This window comes from Chelativorans sp. AA-79, from assembly GCF_029457495.1.
Classification (GTDB): domain Bacteria; phylum Pseudomonadota; class Alphaproteobacteria; order Rhizobiales; family Rhizobiaceae; genus Chelativorans.
Genome location: NZ_CP120361.1, coordinates 1,155,704 through 1,174,176 on the forward strand (window position 1 = coordinate 1,155,704; position 18,473 = coordinate 1,174,176).

Consider the following 18,473-nt stretch of genomic DNA (forward strand, 5'->3'; position numbering starts at 1 on the left):
CTTGAAACCCGGATCACGGAAGGGGCGCGATGCATGAAGATCGAAGTCAGCGCCGCGCGCCTCGCCTGCAAGCTTTCCGAAAGACGCGATGGCATGCGCGAACGATGCGCCGGATGCGCCTACGAAACAGCCTCCGCCCTTGCCGGCGGTCGCGGCGCGTCCATGAACCGCGCCTTCAGGTGATCGGCCAGGCGGATGGCGAGCGCCACGATCATCAAGGTCGGGTTGGCGTGGCCCGGTGTGGGGAACACGGAGCTTCCGGCCACATAGAGCCCCTCGATCCCGAAGACCGCGGCGTTCCCGTCGACCACGCCCGTCGTGGGATCGCGCCCCATGCGGGTCGTCCCGGCGGGATGCGCCATGTCGCTGAAAGCGGCGCCCGCCGGATCGTCGCGGAGTATCCAGCCGGCCAGACGAGGCTCGGGCAGCCCGAGGCGCTGGAACTCGCCCGACATCGATTGGCCGAGCCGCATCACGCTCCTGATTTCCTGCGCCGAGATCCGCCAGTCCACCCGCGCCAGCGGCATGTCCAGCACATCGCGGCGGGAGGACAGCGTCACACGGCTTTCGCGGTCCGGCCGCTGTTCGACCATGGTGTCGAACCGCAGCGCTTCCAGCTTGCGCGGCAGGCCGCGTTTCAGCACCAGCCGGCGGTGAAGCCCGGCCGCAAGCAGGCCCGGCGACGACAGGGCCTCGAAGGCGTGCCGCAGGCGCTTGCCGCCGCGGCTGCGCCGCAGCCGCTTGAGCGCCAGCCACGGGTCCGACGCGGCCAGTTCCTGGACGGGGTAAGCCGCGCAGTTGAGCAGGCTTTCCCGTTCCTGCAACTGCGGGCTCAGCGCCATGCCGCGCAGATAGAAGCGGGTCGGCCGCCCCTCTGCGAGGCCGAAGAAGCCGAAATGCCGGGCCACGGCCGCGGCCTCGCCGGGCCCGAAACGGGCGATGACGGCGCGGGGATGGTCTGCCAGATAGCGCCCGACGAGGTCCCGGTCGTTCCCGATGCCGCCCGAGGCGAGGAGCAGGCGCGCATTTTCGATACCGCCGGCGCACAGGACCACTCTCGCCGCCCGCACGCGCGCATGGCTGCCGTCGAGCGCGCGGATGTTCAGGGATGTGACCCGTCGCCGCGCCCGGTCGGTGTTGATGCGAGTCACGGTCGCATGCGTCACGACTTCGATATTGGCGGCGTCGATCTTCCTGATCTCGTCGGCGAAGCGGAGCGGAGCCCCGGGGCGCTCGCGGGAATGGCTGAATTGCCAGAAGAAGGGGCGCAGCCGGTCACGGTCGAGCTTCAGATCCGCCGGCCGGGAGCGGAGCAGGGTGTGCAGCCGGTCGTCGTAGAGGTTCGGACCGAGATTGAGCAGGGTCCCCGCGCGGTCGAGCGCGTCCGAGAGGGTTTCGCGTGTAAAGGGCCAGCCGGAACCCGGAACCCACGGGCGTTCGGCGAAGTCGATCTCGTCGAAGGCCGCGCATTTGCCGACCCAGGTGTGTGTGCTCCCGCCGATTGCCCGGTTGCGCAGCTCGAAGGCGGGCACGTCGTTCAGCCAGGAAAGCTCGTCGGAATAGCCGCGGCCAGGAGCCGCGCCACGGTCCAGCGGCTCGCCGATCCGTTCCACCGCGTTCAGCGCCTGCGCCTGCGGCTCGAGGTCATACCCGCCGCTTTCCAGCACCAGCACGTGGATCCTGGTGCCGGCGAATTCGCGCGCGATCGCCAGGCCTGCAGGACCGGCGCCGATGATGGCCAGATCCGCCTGCAATGCAGTACCCGCAGGCATGGACCGCAAATCGTGGATTTTCACTTCCCGCCCCGCCGTTCCTTTTCGGCGATAGTAACAAAGAACAGTTTCCTTCCGAACTCAGCCGAATTCCCTAGAGAGAGCGGTCGGCTAGTATTTTCGGCCATGCGGGTTAGATCAGGTGGAAAGTGGATTAGATCATTGGCTTATTTGTATAACTGCTCCTGCCGCAATAGGCTCAATGAACAAAGCTTGGGTTTCGAATGCGGGGATGTTCTCGCCGGCTCGCCGGCCGGTATTCATTTCCCGCGCAGATCGGGAAGTCCGGGGATGGCGAGAGTTGGTTTGCGGGAATGGCTGGCGGTCGGGCGTGTGATCGCGACGGGACATCTGGCCCGCTATGGCGGCGTGGGCGACGGGCCGTTGACGCGGTTCGAGGCTGCCTATTCGCAGAAGTTCGGTGTCAAGCACACGCTGGCCACGAGCAGCGGCACCGGGGCGCTCATCTCGGCTTTGGCCGCCGCCGGCATCGGGCCGGGCGACGAGGTATTGGTGCCGGCCTACACGTGGATCGCCACCGCCGCTGCACCGCTTGCCGTCGGTGCAGTGCCTGTCCTGGTCGACATCGACGAGACGCTGACCATGGATCCCGCCGATATCCTGCGCAAGATCACGCCCCGCACGCGTGCCATCCTGCCCGTGCACATGGCCAACATGGTCTGCGACATGGACAGGATCATGGAGATCGCGCGCGAGCACGGGCTCCTCGTGATCGAGGATGCCTGCCAGGCCGTGGGCGTCAGCTACAAGGGCCGGCGCGTCGGCACGATCGGCGATGTGGGCGCCTACAGCTTCAACCAGTTCAAGAACATCAATGTGGGGGAGGGTGGGGCGGTCGTCACCAATGACGACCGCTATTATGCGCGCGCCCGGATGTATCACGACGTGGGCGCCATCTTCCGCGGCCATCTCGACAACGAGAACGAGCCGCATTTCTTCGGGGTGAACTACAAGGCGAGCCAGATCCAGGGGGCGATGCTCAACGTGCAACTCGCCAAGCTGGATCCGATGCTCGCCCGCATGCGGGCGCGCTACCGCGTGATGACGCGGATCCTCGAAGGCTCCCAGACGTTCAGGATCGGCCCGCACAACGATGCCGGGAACGCCGTCGGGCTGCACGTGATCTTCGACACGGCGCAGGAGGCGGCAGGATTCGCTGCCGGTCACAAACGCGGCGTCTACCGGCTCTACGATTCCAGTCGCCACGTCTACACCAACTGGCTGCCGGTGCTCGAGCAACGGGCCCCGCATCCGCGGATGAACCCGTTCGCATGGACCTCCACCAGGGTCGAGTACACGCCGGACATGTGCGCGCGCACGCTCGACATCCTGCAGCGCACCTGCCGCATCAGCCTCGGCGAGAACTATCCCCTGCCGCTGATGGCCTTCCTGGCACGGCGGATGGCAAGCGGAAACGGCCCCGCGCGGCAGGTCTCCTATGCGGTATAGACCCGTTTGCATCGGCCCGAACGTCATCGACCTGTGGCGCTGGCCGCTCGACGTCGTCGCCGGCGATCTGCCCCGCTACGTCGCGATGGTGAGCGATGGGGAGTTCGCGCGCGCGGCGCGCTTCGTGCATGAGCGGGACCGCCTGCGCTTCCTTGTGGGGCGGGGGCGGCTGCGGGAAATCGTGGCGCATTATCTCGGCGTCTCCGCCAAGCGTCTCGTCTTCGTCTACAACGCTTTCGGCAAGCCACACCTGGCGATGTCCGAGCCGCCGCTCCACTTCAATCTCAGCCATTCCGGCGGAATGGCCGTGCTGGCGGTCTCCGACAGGTATCATGTCGGCGTCGACGTGGAGCAGGTCCTGCCGCTGAAGGAGGACGTGGCCGGGCATTTTTTCTCCCCTGCCGAGCAGCGTGCGCTGAGTGCCATGCCGCCGGGTGACTATCTGGAGGCGTTCTACAGGTGCTGGACGCGTAAGGAGGCATTCGTGAAAGCGCACGGCGCCGGCCTCTCGCTGCCGCTCGATGCGTTCGATGTCTCGATCGACGAGCGTGAGCCGACGCTCCTGCGGCTGGACGGGGATCCCGCCGCACCTTTGCAGTGGCAGCTTGCCGAGATCGCGTTGCCGCGCGGATTCATCGGTGCGGTGGCGGCCCCCACGGGCGGGAACGGCATCTCCCTGCGTTACCGGTCGGCCTTGGAGGACGAGCGCGAGGAGGAATGGACTGCGTCCCCGCGACCGTTGCGGCCGCATGCCCCCTTTCCCGGCGATCAGCTGTTCAACCGCGCATCCAGGATGTAGCGACCGCCGCTCGCGTCGAAGTGATGGCAGCCGACGAGGCCCGGCTTGAAATCCGGGCGGATCGTCCGGATGCATCTTTCGCGATAGGTCTCGCTGGTGAGCTCCTCGATCTCCATGATGTTCAGGCCGTACCCGTAGATGCCGTAGGCATTGTTCTGCGAGGGCCTGAGCAGCCGCCCGTTGCGGGCGAAGACCCGACCCGCATTGCGCGCCACATTGCTGCCCATGACGACCGGGTTGCGCCTGTGGGGTTCGATGCGCGAGAACGCGGGGCCGTCCACCTCGAAGGCGTAGAGCTCGCTGCAATGATCCTCGAAGGCATGGTGGTCCGAGAGGTTCGAGAGGAGCCACCACTTTCCGCGATGCCGGAAGAGCGTGCTGTCGGCCGCCGAGCAGCCTTCCAGTGCCGTCGCGTGCAACTCCCATTCCAGGGGGAACTTCACGCACCGCCAGATCTCAATGCGCTTCTGCTGATGGGTCTCCGGCATGAGGTAGATCTCGCCGGCGCTGCGGAAGACGAAGGGGAAGGAAAGGTGCCCTTCGCTCTCGATGGCCACGCCCAGCGGCTCGATCCCGCCCGGCTTCAGCAGACCCACGGCGATGTGCGCCTTGGCATCCCCTACGGCGTAGTTCTCGTAGAAGACGTAACACCGGCCATTGTGCTGAAAGAGAAAGGGATCCGCCTTGATGGAGTTCCTGGCCGGCGGCAGTTCGGTCGTCGAGCCCGGCTCGAAATCCTCGATCGTGCCCGCGCCGGAATAGAGCGTCCAGACCGCTGTCTCGAGCCCGGCCCTTTTCGCAAGCTCCTTCCTGGTGCGGGCGGCCGCCGCGCGCACGAGCCCCGCGAGGTAGCGGGCGACCGCGGCGTTTTCCGGCGGCGGGGCGGGAACGGACTTCATCGGCGAGGCCGCAATCTGCCGCGTGTCGGCCAGGCGGCGCAGTTCCCTTGTGATGATGAGGACCGTCTTTTCCTTCAGGAACGCGGCGTTCCGCGCGGCGCTGAATTTGGGGTTGAACGCCGCTGTGGCGATCTGCTCGGCCGGGCGGCCATCGCCGCGCCTGACATAGACGGACGCGTCAATGGTGGCCGCGTGGGCCGCAGTCTCGGTGAAGCTGCACCATTCCGCTCGGCCGGACTGGGCATCGGCGACGTTCGCCGACCACTCCCCGAAAGGAAGCTGCGCGACAGTTTCCTCGGCCAGTCCGTTCGGAACCAGGCGAAGAACGAGATCGAGCCGCAGCCTCTCCATTGCGCCCAGGGGAAGATCGGCCTTTCCATCCGATGGACGCTCGGCAAGGCGGATGCATTCCGTCTTTTCGCATATGTCGGTGAAATAGGTCGGCTGGTAGGCGGGCAGGCGTGCGAACAGGCGGCGGTCGACGCCGGCGACCAGCTCGAAGAGCGGGGGCGCGTCGCCATAGCCGCGTGGATGAACCAGCAGGGCCGACAGCTCGAAACGCGGATCGGCCAGGAGGCGATCGAAGAGCTGCAGTTCCCAAGGAGCGAAGCCGCTCTTCCTGCCGACGAGCACCGCAACACGCAGAGGGGACCTTTCACTCTTGCTCTGCCAGTCCACCACGGGCTGGACAAAGAGCTGGCCGGAGAGGCCCATCTCAACCTCCCGCCGCCAGGCGCCTCGACAGCGTTCCCGCCAGACTTTCTATGCCCGCGCTCGTCAGCGAATCCTCATGCCATCCCTCGACATCGTGGACGGCGCTATCCTCACGAATGAAACCGCGCCAGCCGAACAGGAGCTTCCGTGCGCGCTTGTGATGGGCCTGGCTGCGGAACAGCAGGACCTCCTCGTCCATGACCGGCTGCAGCCGATAGCTGCGCGAGGCATTCACCAGAAGCTCGGTTACCGCTTCGGTCGCCACTTCCTCCTTCGTCAAGGCGGCCGCACTGCTGAGGCGCCCAAGGAGTTTCTGGGAGAGATTGAACTCCTTGAGATAGTCCATGAGCCGGATGCGCCCGCGCAGAAGCCTGCCGGTGAAATAGGCGAGCCGCTTCACCCGCCTTTCCAGCTTCCAGCGGGACTGCCGCAGGCGCGGCAGCGCGCGGAAATAGCCGGGCGCCCAGGTGTCGATCATGGCGACGCAGTCGACGTCGTGACCCATGCCGCGAAGCTGCCTCGCCATCTCGATCGCGAGAAGACCGTTGATGCAAAGGCCGACCAGCACCAAGGGGCCTGAACCGGGGCGAAGGTCCATGGCGCGGATTGCGTCGGCGACGATCTCCTCGATGCTCATCCGGCGGAGCTCGTCGTCAAGTTCGGCGCCGAACATGTGGAGGTTCACCACAGACGGGCCATCGGCCAGCGCATTGGCCATGTGGTAATAGAGCAGCGGGTGGTTCAGCGTGTAAACCGTGCAGGCGCCGTTCCCCTTGCGATAGACGGACGTTTCCCAATAGACGGAACGGGGCTTCTCCTCCGCTTCTGCCGTCGCGGTCGGCATCTCGGCCGTGGCAGCCTCTTCGCCGAAGACTTCGCGGCAGAAGGCGGCGAGCGTGGGCGCCTTGAAGAGGAGCGAGAGTTCCGGCTTGACGCCGAAGGCCTCCCTCATCGCGGAGAACATCCGCAGGGCCAGAAGCGAATGGCCGCCGAGCGCGAAGAAGTCGTCCGAGCCTTTGACCTCGTCCACCCCGAGGACATTCGCCCAGATCCTCGCAAGCTCGTGCTCCTTCGCCGGCGCGAGGCTTCGTGCGTCCGGAGCGGGCTTGGAGATTGGGCGCTCCCTCGCCGGGAGCGGACCCGGCGAGGGAGCCTTCAGCGCCTGTCGGTCAATGTCCCCTGCGGGGGTGCGTGGGAACATGAGCAGTACGCTGACACCGGCCGGCATGTCCTTCGCGGGCAGCCGATTGGCGAGATGGTCCATCAGAAATGCGGGAAGCGTTTCAAGAGGCCGTGAAAGTGAAGGCGAGGGCGCCACGAAGGCGTAGATGCCTCCGTCGTCGGTGCGGATCGCCGCCGCTTCCTGGATGTCGGGATGCTTACCGAGAAGCGCCTCGATACCGCCGAGTTCACCCGAGGGCGCGGTCTTTTGGAGGCGCGCGCTGGGCGGCGTGCCGAAGGAGCCCAGCGTGGCCTCGGGCCGCTCCAGCGCCATCTCGTAGGTCTCCTGCCAGACGCGCAGGAGTTCCTTTGCCGTGGCGGCGTCGAAAAGGTCCATGTTGTATTCCACGGACATGCGCCAGCCGTTCGGCCTGCCGATCATGATGAAGTTCAGATCGTAGATCACGCCGGGCGACTGGGAAGGCGAGCTGATGAGCTCGAACCCGCCATAGCGCGCATCCTCGAGGAAGGCTTTCTGCTGGTTGAAATTGATCGAGACCAGCGGGTTGCGCGCGGGGTCGCGCGCGGGGTTGATCAGCTCGACGAGGTTGTTGAACGGCATCCTCTGATGGTTGAGCGCGGATTCCACCGTTTCGCCGGCCCGCCGGACGTGCTCGGCAAAACTCAGCTCGTCCGACGCGTCGAAGCGCAGGACCAGATTGTTGATGAAGACACCGATGAGGTTCTCCAGATCGACATCCTCGCGTCCCGCGATCTGCGTTCCGAAGAGGATCTGCCGTTCGCCGGAGAAGCGGTGCAGGGCAGCGCTGATCACCGCTGCGCCATGGCTGAAGAGCGACACCTGCAGCCCGCGCGCAGCCAGGTTGATCCGCTCGCCGAATTCGAGCGGCATCGCCACCGAGACGATGTCGCCGCGATTGGTCTTGACCCCACCGCGGGGGCGGTCCGGCCGGATCTCGAAATAGGGCGCGTCCGCCAGTTGCCTGCGCCAGTATGCTTTTTCGGCCTCGAAGCCGTAGCTCTGCCGGTATTCGGCCTGCCAGAGCGCGAAATCGCCATATTGCAGCGGAAGCTCGGGCAGTGTCGGCGTTCTGCCGGAGTCGATCGCCGAGGCCATCTCGCCAACCTCGCGCCCGAGGATGCGGATCGACCAGCCGTCGAAGCAGGACTGGTGCGCGGTGATGAGGATCAGGCCGCGATTGTTCTCCACCATCAGGAAGGTGACGCGGAAGAGGCCGGGCTCGCGCAGGTCGAACGGCACCCCAGCCGTCTCGCGGCTGATGGACTGGATGCGCTCGTCACGCTGGGAGGCGGGTACGTTGCGCAGGTCGATGACGGACATGCGGAAATCGACGCTGTCCACCACCTGCTGCACCGGCTGGCCGTCAACGTCGGCAAACCGGGTCCTCAGGATCTCGTGACGTTCGATGACCTTGCGGAACGCCTCCTCGATGCTCGCGATCTTGAAGGCGCCGCGGATTTCCCAGCGCACGGCCACGTTGAGCGCGGGGTTGCCCGGCTTGAGCTGATCCAGGAACCAGCAGCGGAGCTGTGTCTGGGTGCACGGGAATTCGGCGATGACCCGGCGCGGGTTTTCCGCCGGCGCGCCGGCCAGATCCATCATGTTCATGTGAGCCTCTCGACGCGGCGGCGTGCGCCATTGCGGAAATCACGGAGCGAGGGGATCGGCGCCACGGAGCCGTTGACCGGGGCCTGGGCGTGTTCCTCGGCGAACCCCGCCAGATCGGAAATGGTCGGATGGCGCATCAGGTGCTTGGCTTCCAGCGGCAAACCGGCATCCATCATGCGTGCGGCGATGCGGAAGATGCTGAGCGAATCCGCGCCGAGTGCATAGAGATTGTCGTCGACGCCGATCTCGCCCACCTGCAGCACCTCTTTCCAGATGCCCGACAGTTTCTCCTCCATCGGGGTGCGCGGTCCCGTTCGGACCGGGGCTGCCTGGCGTTGCGGAACGCCGCGCTTCTCCAGCGCCTTGCGGTCGAGCTTGCCATTGGCCGTCTGCGGAAGCTGGCTTGCCGCGACCCAGAAGCTCGGAACCATATGCGCCGGCAGATGCGCCTTGGCGTGGGTGGTCAGCTCGTCCGCGGAGGGCTCGGGCCCGTCCGCCACGAAGTGGCAGACAAGCTGGCGGTCGCCGTTCCGGTTCGGGGCCGCAACGACGGCACATTGGCGGATGCCGCCCTTCCTGGCCATCACCGCCTCGATCTCGCCGAGCTCGATGCGGAAACCGCGCAGCTTGATCTGGTTATCGCGCCGGCCAAGCAGCTGCAATGTGCCGTCGGGCAGACGCCTGCCGACATCGCCCGTGTTGTAGAGCCGCCGCGGCAGGCCGCCATCGATCCGGATCGGACGGAAGGCCGCCTCCGTGAGGTCGAGGCGGTCGAAATAGCCGTTCGCCAGCCCGTCTCCGCCGATATAGAGCTCGCCGGTCACGCCCACCGGCGCGATGCGGTCGTGGGCGTCCAGGATGTAGAGCTGCGTGTTGGCGATCGGGTGGCCGATATGGATGGGCGCTTCGCCGCTCGTGATCCTCGCTACCGAGGACCAGATCGTCGTTTCCGTCGGCCCGTACATGTTCCACAACTCGCCGCCGATCCTGAGCAGCTTGCGGGCGAGGTCGCGCGGCAGCGGCTCGCCACCACAGAGCATCCTGAGCTTCGGCTGGTTGGCGAGTCCCGCTTCCACAAGCATCTGCCACAGCGTGGGGGTCGCCTGAAGCACGTTGGCGCCGCTTGCCTTGAGGAGCTTCACCAGCGCGAAGCCGTCCTGCACCTCGGTCCGGTTGGCGATGACCACGCGCCCGCCCATGATCAGGGGCAGGTAGAGCTCCAGCCCGGCGATGTCGAAAGAGATCGTCGTCACCGCCAGCAGCGTGTCCTGCGAGGAGAAGCCGGGTTCCTTCGCCATGGAGGTGAGGAAATTCACCAGCGCGCGGTGCGAGACCTCCACGCCCTTCGGCGTGCCCGTCGAGCCCGACGTGAAGATCACATAGGCGGGCGCCTCGGTGTCGAAGGCGTTCGGTTCGAGCGGACGCGTGTCCTGCCGCGCGATCTCGTCCCGTTCCAGGTCCATGCGGATGACGCAAGTGCCCTTGTCGGCAAGCCTGGCGATCCCGTCATTCGCGCAGATGAGCGCGGAGACGCGGGCGGTTTCCATCGTCTGGCCCAAACGCGCCTGCGGATGGCCCGGATCGAGCGGCACATAGGCGTGCCCGGCCTTCATGATCGCGAGCAGCGATACGAGCATGTCGATCGAGCGGTCGAGCGCCAGCGCGATGCGCATGCCGGGAATGAAGAGCTTCGACTGGATATGGCGCGCGAGCTGATTGCTTCTCGCCTCAAGGGCACCGTAGGTGATCGATTTGCCCTCATGCACCGCGGCGATGGCCTTGGGCTGCTCGGCGGCCCTTGCCGCGAAGAGCTCGAACGTGAAGCGGTCGTGGTCATAGTCCGAGGCCGTCTCGTTGAGATCCTTGACCAGCCACCGCGTCTCCGCCTCGGACAGGAGGGGGAGGTCGGCGATGTTCTTGTCTATGCCCTCGGCCAGGCCAGCCACGAGGGTGTTGAAATGGCCGAGCCAGCGTTCGATCGTCGAGCGGTCGTAGACGTCTCCATTGTAGTCGACATCGATGCGGATGCCGTCGTCGCCCTCGATCATGTTCAGGAACATGTCGAAGTTGGAGAAAGCCTTCGGATTGGGCGTGACGGTCGCGGCCAAGCCCTCGAAGCCTGCGTTTTTCGCCACCCGCTCCAGGTTGAATTGGATTTCCGTCAACGGCAGCCGGCTGGGATCCCGCTTGAGGCCGAGTTTGCGCACCAGCGTGCCGTAGGTGTAGTCCTGATGCTCGAAAGCATTCAGCACGAGCTGCTGGGTCTGGCGCAGATGCTGTTCGAAGCTCGTCCTGGCTTCCACCTGCTGGCGTACGGGCAGGAGGTTGACGCAATGGCCGACGAGCGTCTGGTCGGGAACGAGGCTCTGGCCTGCCGATGGCACGGCGACCACGATATCCGTGCTGCCGGAGAGGCGTGAGATCATCACCTGGAGCGCGGCAAGCAGCGTCGAGAACAGTGTGGCGCCGCTCTTCGCCCCGGCCTTCTTCAGGCGTTTATAGGCATCCTTCTCGATGAAGGCGGTGCAGGTGCCGCCGGCAAAGCTGCGATGCTCCGGCCGCGGCCGGTCCGTAGGCATTTCCGGCAGGTCGGGAACCGTCTCGAACTGCTTGAGCCAGTAGGTTTCGGTCTCGGGTCGTGCTTCCTTCCTGGCGAAGTCGCTCGCATAGGCAGCGAAGGAAAGTGCCGGCGGGAGGTCTGGCGCCGATCCCTTGAGGAGGGCCGAATAGGTTTCGGCCATTTCTTCGAGGATCACATTCGCGGACCAGCCGTCGCAGACGATATGGTGCGCGGTGAAGACGAAGACATGGCGGTCATCCGAAAGCCGGACGAGACGGGCGCGGGCGAGCGGCCCCTTCGCGAGATCGAAGGGTGTCGTGGCTTCCTCGGCGAGGATGTCGTCGAGCGTCGCTTCGGGCTGATCCTTCTGCCTGAAATCGGCCTTCTGGAGCGCGATCTGGAAATCCGGGATCATCTCGAAACGGTCTCCCGCCCGTGCGAAGCGGATGTGGAGCGCATCGTGCCGCGCGATCACCACATCGAGCGCGCGGGCGAAGAGATCCTCGTCGAGCGGTCCTTCCAGGGAGAGGCTGAAGGACTCGTTGAACGAGCAGGAAGCTTCGTCGCCGGCCTGGGCGGCAAGCCAGATCTCCTTCTGCGATTCCGTCAGCTCGCCCGAGATGATCTCCCGTTCGGGCGGGCGGGGTTTGGGAGCGTGCTTCGGTTCCGCTGACGGCGCCAGGATCCCCACGGACTGGAGCGTATCGAGGCTCTCACGGAAGATCTCGGCGATGCGCCGGAAGTCCTCCTCGGAATGCGTGGTGGTCAGGAAGCAGGGATAGCCGTCCTGGATATGAAGGCCGAGCGTCCGGGCCTGAGGATAGAAGAGCGTGCCCAGCGGATCGAGGCTGCCGAAGTCGGTCACGAACCAACTCGAATAGGCGTTGATCCCGCTCCCGATGCCACGCGCCGCCATGTCGACGTTCAGTTCCTCGACGAGTTTGCCGGTGCGGTCGGCAACCCTGCCGTAGAGGGCCTGGCCCTCGCCCTTTATGTGCTTCAGCACGGCCTTTGCCGCAGCCAGTACCAAGGGGTGTCGCACGAAGGTGCCGGCGAAGAAGGTGGGTGCGACCATCGGCACGGAATCGTCGCCATAGGTCCAGGTGCCGCCGTCGAGCGCGTCCATGAAGCGGCTGTCGCCGGCCAGCACGCCGATGGGCATGCCGCCGCCCAGCACCTTGCCGTAGGTCGCCATGTCGCCCCGGATGCCCCAGACGGCCTGCATTCCGCCGGGATGCACGCGGAAGCCGGTCACGACCTCGTCGAAGACCAGCGCGAACTCACGCTCCGTCGCGATGCCGCGCAGTTCGCGCACGAAGTCGACAGGGCGCAGTTCCGGATGCCGGCTCTGGACCGGTTCGATGATGACCGCCGCGATATCCTCCGCATTGGCGCGGATCCAGTCGAGGCTTTCCGGCGCGCCATAGGAGAGCACCGTCATGTTCGAGAGGGAACCTGCCGGAATGCCGGGTGCGATCGGCAGCGCCACCGGCGCGCCGTTGCGGTTGCGGCCCTTCACCAGCACCTCGTCGAACTGGCCGTGATAGTCGTTGCCGAAGACGACGATCTTCTCGCGGCCCGTCACGGCCCTGGCCACGCGCATGGCTGCCATGACCGCTTCCGAGCCGGTGTTGCAGAAGGTCACGCGCTCGTGCCCGGTCATCTCACCGATGAGATCGGCCACCTCGCCGGCCAGTGGTGTCTGCGGGCCGATCGCAAAACCCTGGTCAGCCTGGGCGCGGATCGCATCGACCACGAAGTCGGGGGCGTGGCCGAAGGCGGTCTGGCCCATGCCGTTGACGAGGTCGATATATTCGTTGCCGTCGATGTCCCAGATGCGCGAGCCCTTGGAGCGATCGGAGACGAGGGGGAACACCAGTTCCTTCCACTCCGGGCGGAAACCCGCTGCCGTGCGCGGATCGGCGAGGTGGCCGCGATGGGCCGCCGCAAAGGCCTTCGAGCCGGCATTCTTCGCGGAATAGCGCTCGGCGAGATCGGCAATGAACCTGCGCTTTTCCGGCGAGAGCTCGCCGTCGCCGGCGCGTGCGCCGGGCTTGTAGATGCGGACGCGCCCGCCGCCGATCTCGCCATCGGCGATCTTTGCCGTTTCCTCCGGCTTTGGCACGGGCGGCTGCACAGGGGCCTGGATCGCGGGGAGAGGCTGTGCAGGCTGGGCGGCGTTCATGGCCTGCATCGCCTGCAGCTGTTGCGCGAAGAGCTGCTGCATCATCTGCATCTGCGACTGGAAGATCGCATCGAGCCCGCCGCCCGCCGTCGCGCCTGCCGCAAGCGGCGACATCACCGGTGCGGCGGTCGCCTGTGCCGGCGCCTGGATTGGTTGAACGGGAGCGGCGGTCAGCGTGGCTTCGGCCGGCATTTCGGCATCCAGGTGCCGGGCAAGCGCGGCGACGGTCGGAATGCTGCCCAGAAGCTCGCGGAAGGAGAGCTTCACCTTGTATTGCTTCTCTACCTTCTGCGCGAACTGCCCGATGAACAGGGAATCGAAGCCGAGTTCCAGAAACGTCGCCTCGGCGGAGTCGGCGGCGATCTCCTCGCCCGACATCTCGGCCAGGAGCGCGAGCAGCGCGGCTTCCAGCTTTTCGGTCCTGCCCGGGGAAGGAGCGGGTGTAACAGCATTCATGGCTTCGTTTCCAAATGAGGGTGCGGGTTGCGGCAGGCCGCCTTGGGATGCGGCCTCGCCGGCGGATGTGGTTTGCGGGTTCGCCGCCTGGCGGGTCGGCGGCGGCGCCTCGATCCAGTGCCGCTGGCGCTCGAAGGCGTAAGTCGGCAGGGGGAGACGCCGCCGCGCGTCGTCCGGCAGCGACGGCCACTCGAGGTCGCAGCCGGCGATCCAGAGCCGGGCGTGGGCTTCGGCGAAGGCGGGAACCGCGGCCGACGCCTTGTCGTGGTCGGGCAGCGACTGGACGATGCCCGCCAGCCCGGCGCGGTCGACGGTTTGGGCGGCGAAGGTCGAGAGCGTGCGGCCGGGCCCCACTTCCAGCAGGACGGGCTTTCTGTCGCGGCAGACCGTTGCAAGGCCGTCCGAGAAGTGGACAGTGTCGCGGCAGTGCCGCGCCCAATAGTCCGGCGAGGTCCCCACAGCGTCCGTCTGCCAGCCGCCGGTGACGCAGGAGACATAGGGGATGGTCGCCTTGCCGTAGGCGAGCTTCTCCGTCTCCTCCCGCAGAGCCGCGGCCGCTTCATCCATCATGGCGGAGTGGAAGGCATGCGAGGTGTGGAGGCGGCTGAAGGCGATGCCTGCCGCCTCCAGCCTTGCGCAGGCGGCGTCCGCCGCCTCGAACGTGCCGGAGATGACGCACAGCTTCGGCGCATTCACCGCGGCGATCTCGATGCCTTCGCCGAGATGGGGCTGCACCGTTTCCACGTCGGCGCGCACGGAGATCATCGCGCCCTTCGGCTGATCCTGCATGAGGCGCCCGCGGGCCGCGACGAGAAGCAGCGCGTCGTCGAAGGACATCACATTGGCCAGCGTGGCGGCGACGAACTCGCCGACGCTGTGGCCGATCATGGCGTCGGGCTTCACCCCCCGGTCCATCCAGAGCCGGGCCGCCGCGTATTCGACGAGATAGAGGGCGGGCTGGGTGATCCGCGTGTCCTTCAGCGCGGCGGCCAGATCCTTGTCCGAAGCGTCGCCCGCACGGCACAGGAACCGACGGATGTCGATCCCGGCTCGCTGTTCCAGGAGGTGCGCGCCATGGTCGATCCAGCGGGCGAATTCCGGCTCGCTCTCGTAGAGGCCGAAGCCCATGCCCACATACTGAGCGCCCTGGCCGGGGAACATGAAGACGACCGGCGGCGCCTCGGCCGCCTTGCCGGCGACCGGCCGCTCTGCCTCAAATCCGGCGATGGCGTCCTCGATGCTGTTTGCGATCACCGCCGAACGATGGGCGAAATGGTGCCTGCCGCTTTGCAGCGTGTAGGCGAGGGCAGGAAGCGGCAAATGCGAGTCACGCTTCAGCGCCTGTGCTAGGTTGCGGCGCATCTCGCCCAGCGACCGATCGTTTCGCGCCGACAAGGGAAGGATGTAGCTCGACCTTTGGTCAACCTGCGCGAGGGTGGGAAGAGCCGGCGCTTCCTCGAGCACCAGATGGACATTGGTGCCGCCTACACCGAAGGAACTGACACCCGCCCGGCGTGGGGAGGCCCCGGCTGGCCAGTCGTGCAACTCCCGGGGGATGTAGAATGGGCTATCGTCGAGATCGATGCGCGGATTGGGCTTCGAAAAATTTGCCAGGGGAGGGATCTTGGCATGCCGCAGCGCCAGCACCGCCTTGATGAGCCCCGTCACGCCGGCGGCGGCATCCAGATGGCCGAGATTGCCCTTCACGGAACCGAGCGCGCAATTCGCCGGGCCGTCGGCCTTGCCGAAGGCCTGCCTGAGGCCGGCGAACTCGATGGGATCGCCGAGCGGGGTCGCCGTGCCATGGCATTCGATATAGCCGATGGTCGACGGATCGATCCCCGCGCTGGCAATGGCGGCGGAGATGGCCTCGGCCTGGCCGGTCACGCTCGGCGCGGTGTAACCCACCTTGCCTGAGCCGTCATTGTTGACGCCGTAGCCGAGGATCATCGCGTGGACGTGATCGCCGTCGCGAAGGGCATCCTCCAGGCGCTTGAGGAGCACGACGCCCGCGCCGCTGCCGAAGACGGTCCCTCCCGCTTCGGCGTCGAACGGGCGGCAGAAGCCGTCCGGCGAAACCATGCCGCCTTCCTGGTGGATATAGCCGCGCTTCTGCGGAAAGGTGATCGACACGCCGCCCGCGAGCGCCATGTCGCAGGCATAGGTGAGCAGGTTCTGGCAGGCCTGGGCCACCGCCAGAAGCGATGTCGAGCAGGCGGACTGGATGGTGAAGGCCGGACCGCGCAGATTGAGCTTGTAGGCCACGCGGGTCGCGAGCGTGTCATTGATCGCCCCGATCAGCTCGGAGAACATGCCGACCTGGTAATTCGAGGCGAACGCCTCGACTTTCTGCCGATCCGAGAGCACGTTGTTGATGAGATAGGTGCTGAGCGCGGATCCGGCGAAGACGCCCACCTGGCCGGGGCAGGAATAAGGATCGTACCCGGCTCCCTCGATCGCCTCCCAGCAGATTTCCAGGAACGTGCGGAACTGCGGATCGAGAAGGGCCGCCTCGCGCGGATACATGCCGAAGAACTCGGCGTCGAACAGGTCGACGTCCTCCAGATGCGGGCGGGCCGGCACATAGGTCCCGGATGCGCGGATATCGTCCGGGAAAGCGTCTTCCAGCTCCTCGGGGCGGAAATGGGCAAAGGCGTTTCTGCCTTCGCTCACCATTTGCCAGAGCGCGTCGACCGAGCGGGCGCGCGGGAACCGGCCGGACATGCCGACAATGGCGATGCGGCCGAAAGCTTCTTCCTCCATGGATTGATCCTGCAGGTCGTGCGTCATGGGAGCCTCCGGCGGAAATGCGTCAGGCTTCTCCTCTGCAGGTCCGCGCGCGACCGGGCCGTGGGGCCCGACTCGGGACCGGAACGGCCGCTGTCCAGATGCGCCGCGAGCGCACGGATCGTCGGATGCTGAAACACGCTGACGACATCCACTTCCCTGCCGATGGCCTCCGCGATGGTCGCGTGGACCCGCATGAGCTGGAGCGAGGTGCCGCCGAGATCGAAGAAGTTCTGGTCGAGGCCGACCCCGGTTCGGCCGAGCACCCGCTCCCAGATCTCCCGCACCACCGCTTCTGTGCCGGCGATGGAGGCGTCCGCCGTGCCCGGTGCCGCCTCCGATGCGGGCGGCAGCGGCAGCTTGGCGCGATCGATCTTGCCGGCCTGGTTCATCGGGAACTGCTCCAACACGATCCCCAGGCTCGGGATCATGTGCTGCGGCAGGATCGTTCTGAGCGTCGAAAGGATCGCGTTCGCAAACTCTTCCCCGGCCGTCGCTAGGGGCAGGCGCGGCTTCAGATAGGCGACAATCCGCCTGCCCGCCGCACCCTCTTGGCAGGTGACGATCGCATCGGCAAGCCGCGCATCGCGCCGCAACGCGGCCTCGATCTCGTCGAGCTCGATGCGTTTCCCGTCGATCTTGATCTGCCGGTCGCGGCGGCCGCGGAAATGCAGGATGCCGTCGCCGTCCACGACGGCGAGGTCGCCCGTCAGATAACAGCGCGTCGCATCGCCCTCCGCCGTCCTGACCGTGACGAAACGCTCCCGCGTCAGGTCCGGCCGGTTCAGATACCCGATCGCCAGCCCGTCGCCGGAAACCGCGAGCTGACCTTCCGCGCCCGCCGGAACCTCATTGAGATCGTCATCGAGGATGTGGACGCGGCCGTGGGCGATGGTGCGACCGATCGGGATCTCGTGACCTTCGAAATCCGGCGGGATCGTGTAGGCGGAAGCCATCACGGTCACCTCGGTCGGGCCATAGGCGTTCGTCAGGGCGCAGCGGGGATTGGCGCGCAGGAAGCGCCTGGCATGAGCGGCGGAGGCCACTTCGCCGCCGAAGAGCACGTGCCGCAGCGAGGGAAAGCCGCCGCGCCGGTGCTCGACCAGCAGGTGGAAGAGCCCCGTCGTCAGAAGCATGACGGTGACGCCCTCGCCGTCGATGACATCCGCGATGCGTTGCAGCGAAAGCGTGCGGTCGCCGATCCCCACCAGCCTGCAGCCGTTGAGCAGCGCGCTCCAGATTTCGAACGTGGCGGCGTCGAATGCGATCGTGGCGGTATGCAGCACCACGTCCTCGGGCCGAAGCTCGACATAGTTCTGGCCGCGCACCAGCCGTGCAATGCCGCGATGCGGGATGACCACGCCCTTGGGTCGACCGGTGGAGCCGGAGGTGTACATGACATAGGCCGCGTCGTCGCCCGAGACCGAAACGCGTGGTGCAGGGCGTGAGAGGCCCCTCAAGCCGGCAAGAGCCGCATCGAGGTCGACGATCCCGTCACCTGTTCCCCGTAGAGCCGCGATCTTCGCGCGGCTCGTGCCGTCCACGAACATGACCTTCGGCGCGCTTTCCCCGATCATGTAACCCAGCAGCTCTTCGGGATAGGCGGGGTCGAACGGTGCATAGGCTGCGCCGGCCTTCAGCGTGGCAAGCATCGCGACCACCGTCTTCAGAGAACGCGGCAGGAAAAGACCGACGATATCGCCCTTCGCCACGCCGAACGCGGCGAGCTCAGAGGCCAGCGCCGAGGAAAGGCGGTCGAGCTCAGCATAGGTCAGCCGCTCCTGCCCGAATCCGACCGCGACGGCGTTCGGCCTTGCCGCCGCCTGCTCGCTCACCTGGTCATGAACGCTGCGCTCGCGGTCGTAGCCGACGGCCGGGAAAACCGCCGCGGTCCCCACCTGTCCGGAGAAGTCAGCCCGACCTTCGTTCATATTCATTCCAGCACCCGCGTCGAAGTGGCCTGCGCCGGCTGTCAATGATGCCAGAGAGCCCCCGTTCGTTCAGCATGGAAGTTAGTGA

General features: G+C 66.4%; 7 protein-coding genes. 2 read left to right on the top strand and 5 right to left on the bottom strand.

Annotated features, from left to right (window positions below):
- Window positions 1-119 precede the first annotated feature (119 nt).
- Window positions 120-1,772, bottom strand: a complete 1,653-nt coding sequence (locus PVE73_RS05865) for a GMC family oxidoreductase (RefSeq protein WP_277366050.1) — start codon at window positions 1,770-1,772, stop codon at window positions 120-122.
- Between the two features lie 291 nt (window positions 1,773-2,063).
- Here PVE73_RS05865 and PVE73_RS05870 point away from each other — a divergent pair, with 291 nt between their 5' ends.
- Together PVE73_RS05870 and PVE73_RS05875 are read left to right on the top strand one after the other, a co-directional pair.
- Complete coding sequence (locus PVE73_RS05870; RefSeq protein WP_277366051.1) at window positions 2,064-3,242, top strand: DegT/DnrJ/EryC1/StrS family aminotransferase; 1,179 nt, start codon at window positions 2,064-2,066, stop codon at window positions 3,240-3,242.
- A complete protein-coding gene (locus PVE73_RS05875) occupies window positions 3,232-4,041 on the top strand; it encodes a 4'-phosphopantetheinyl transferase superfamily protein (protein WP_277366052.1) in 810 nt (269 codons plus the stop codon). The genes PVE73_RS05870 and PVE73_RS05875 overlap by 11 nt, the downstream gene beginning before the upstream one ends.
- Here the strand turns inward: PVE73_RS05875 and PVE73_RS05880 are convergent.
- From PVE73_RS05880 to PVE73_RS05895, 4 genes are read right to left on the bottom strand one after another with little or no spacing between them, the layout of a single operon-like run.
- On the bottom strand, window positions 4,011-5,654 hold the full coding sequence (locus PVE73_RS05880) for a hypothetical protein (RefSeq protein WP_277366053.1): 1,644 nt from the start codon (window positions 5,652-5,654) through the stop codon (window positions 4,011-4,013). The two genes, PVE73_RS05875 and PVE73_RS05880, sit on opposite strands and share 31 nt — an antisense overlap.
- Before the next feature lies 1 nt (window position 5,655).
- Complete coding sequence (locus PVE73_RS05885; RefSeq protein ID WP_277366054.1) at window positions 5,656-8,466, bottom strand: condensation domain-containing protein; 2,811 nt, start codon at window positions 8,464-8,466, stop codon at window positions 5,656-5,658.
- Complete coding sequence (locus PVE73_RS05890; protein ID WP_277366055.1) at window positions 8,463-16,457, bottom strand: non-ribosomal peptide synthetase/type I polyketide synthase; 7,995 nt, start codon at window positions 16,455-16,457, stop codon at window positions 8,463-8,465. The genes PVE73_RS05885 and PVE73_RS05890 overlap by 4 nt, the downstream gene beginning before the upstream one ends.
- Complete coding sequence (locus PVE73_RS05895; RefSeq protein WP_277366056.1) at window positions 16,454-18,385, bottom strand: non-ribosomal peptide synthetase; 1,932 nt, start codon at window positions 18,383-18,385, stop codon at window positions 16,454-16,456. Before PVE73_RS05895 ends, PVE73_RS05890 begins: the two co-directional genes overlap by 4 nt.
- Between the last annotated feature and the right edge of the window lie 88 nt (window positions 18,386-18,473).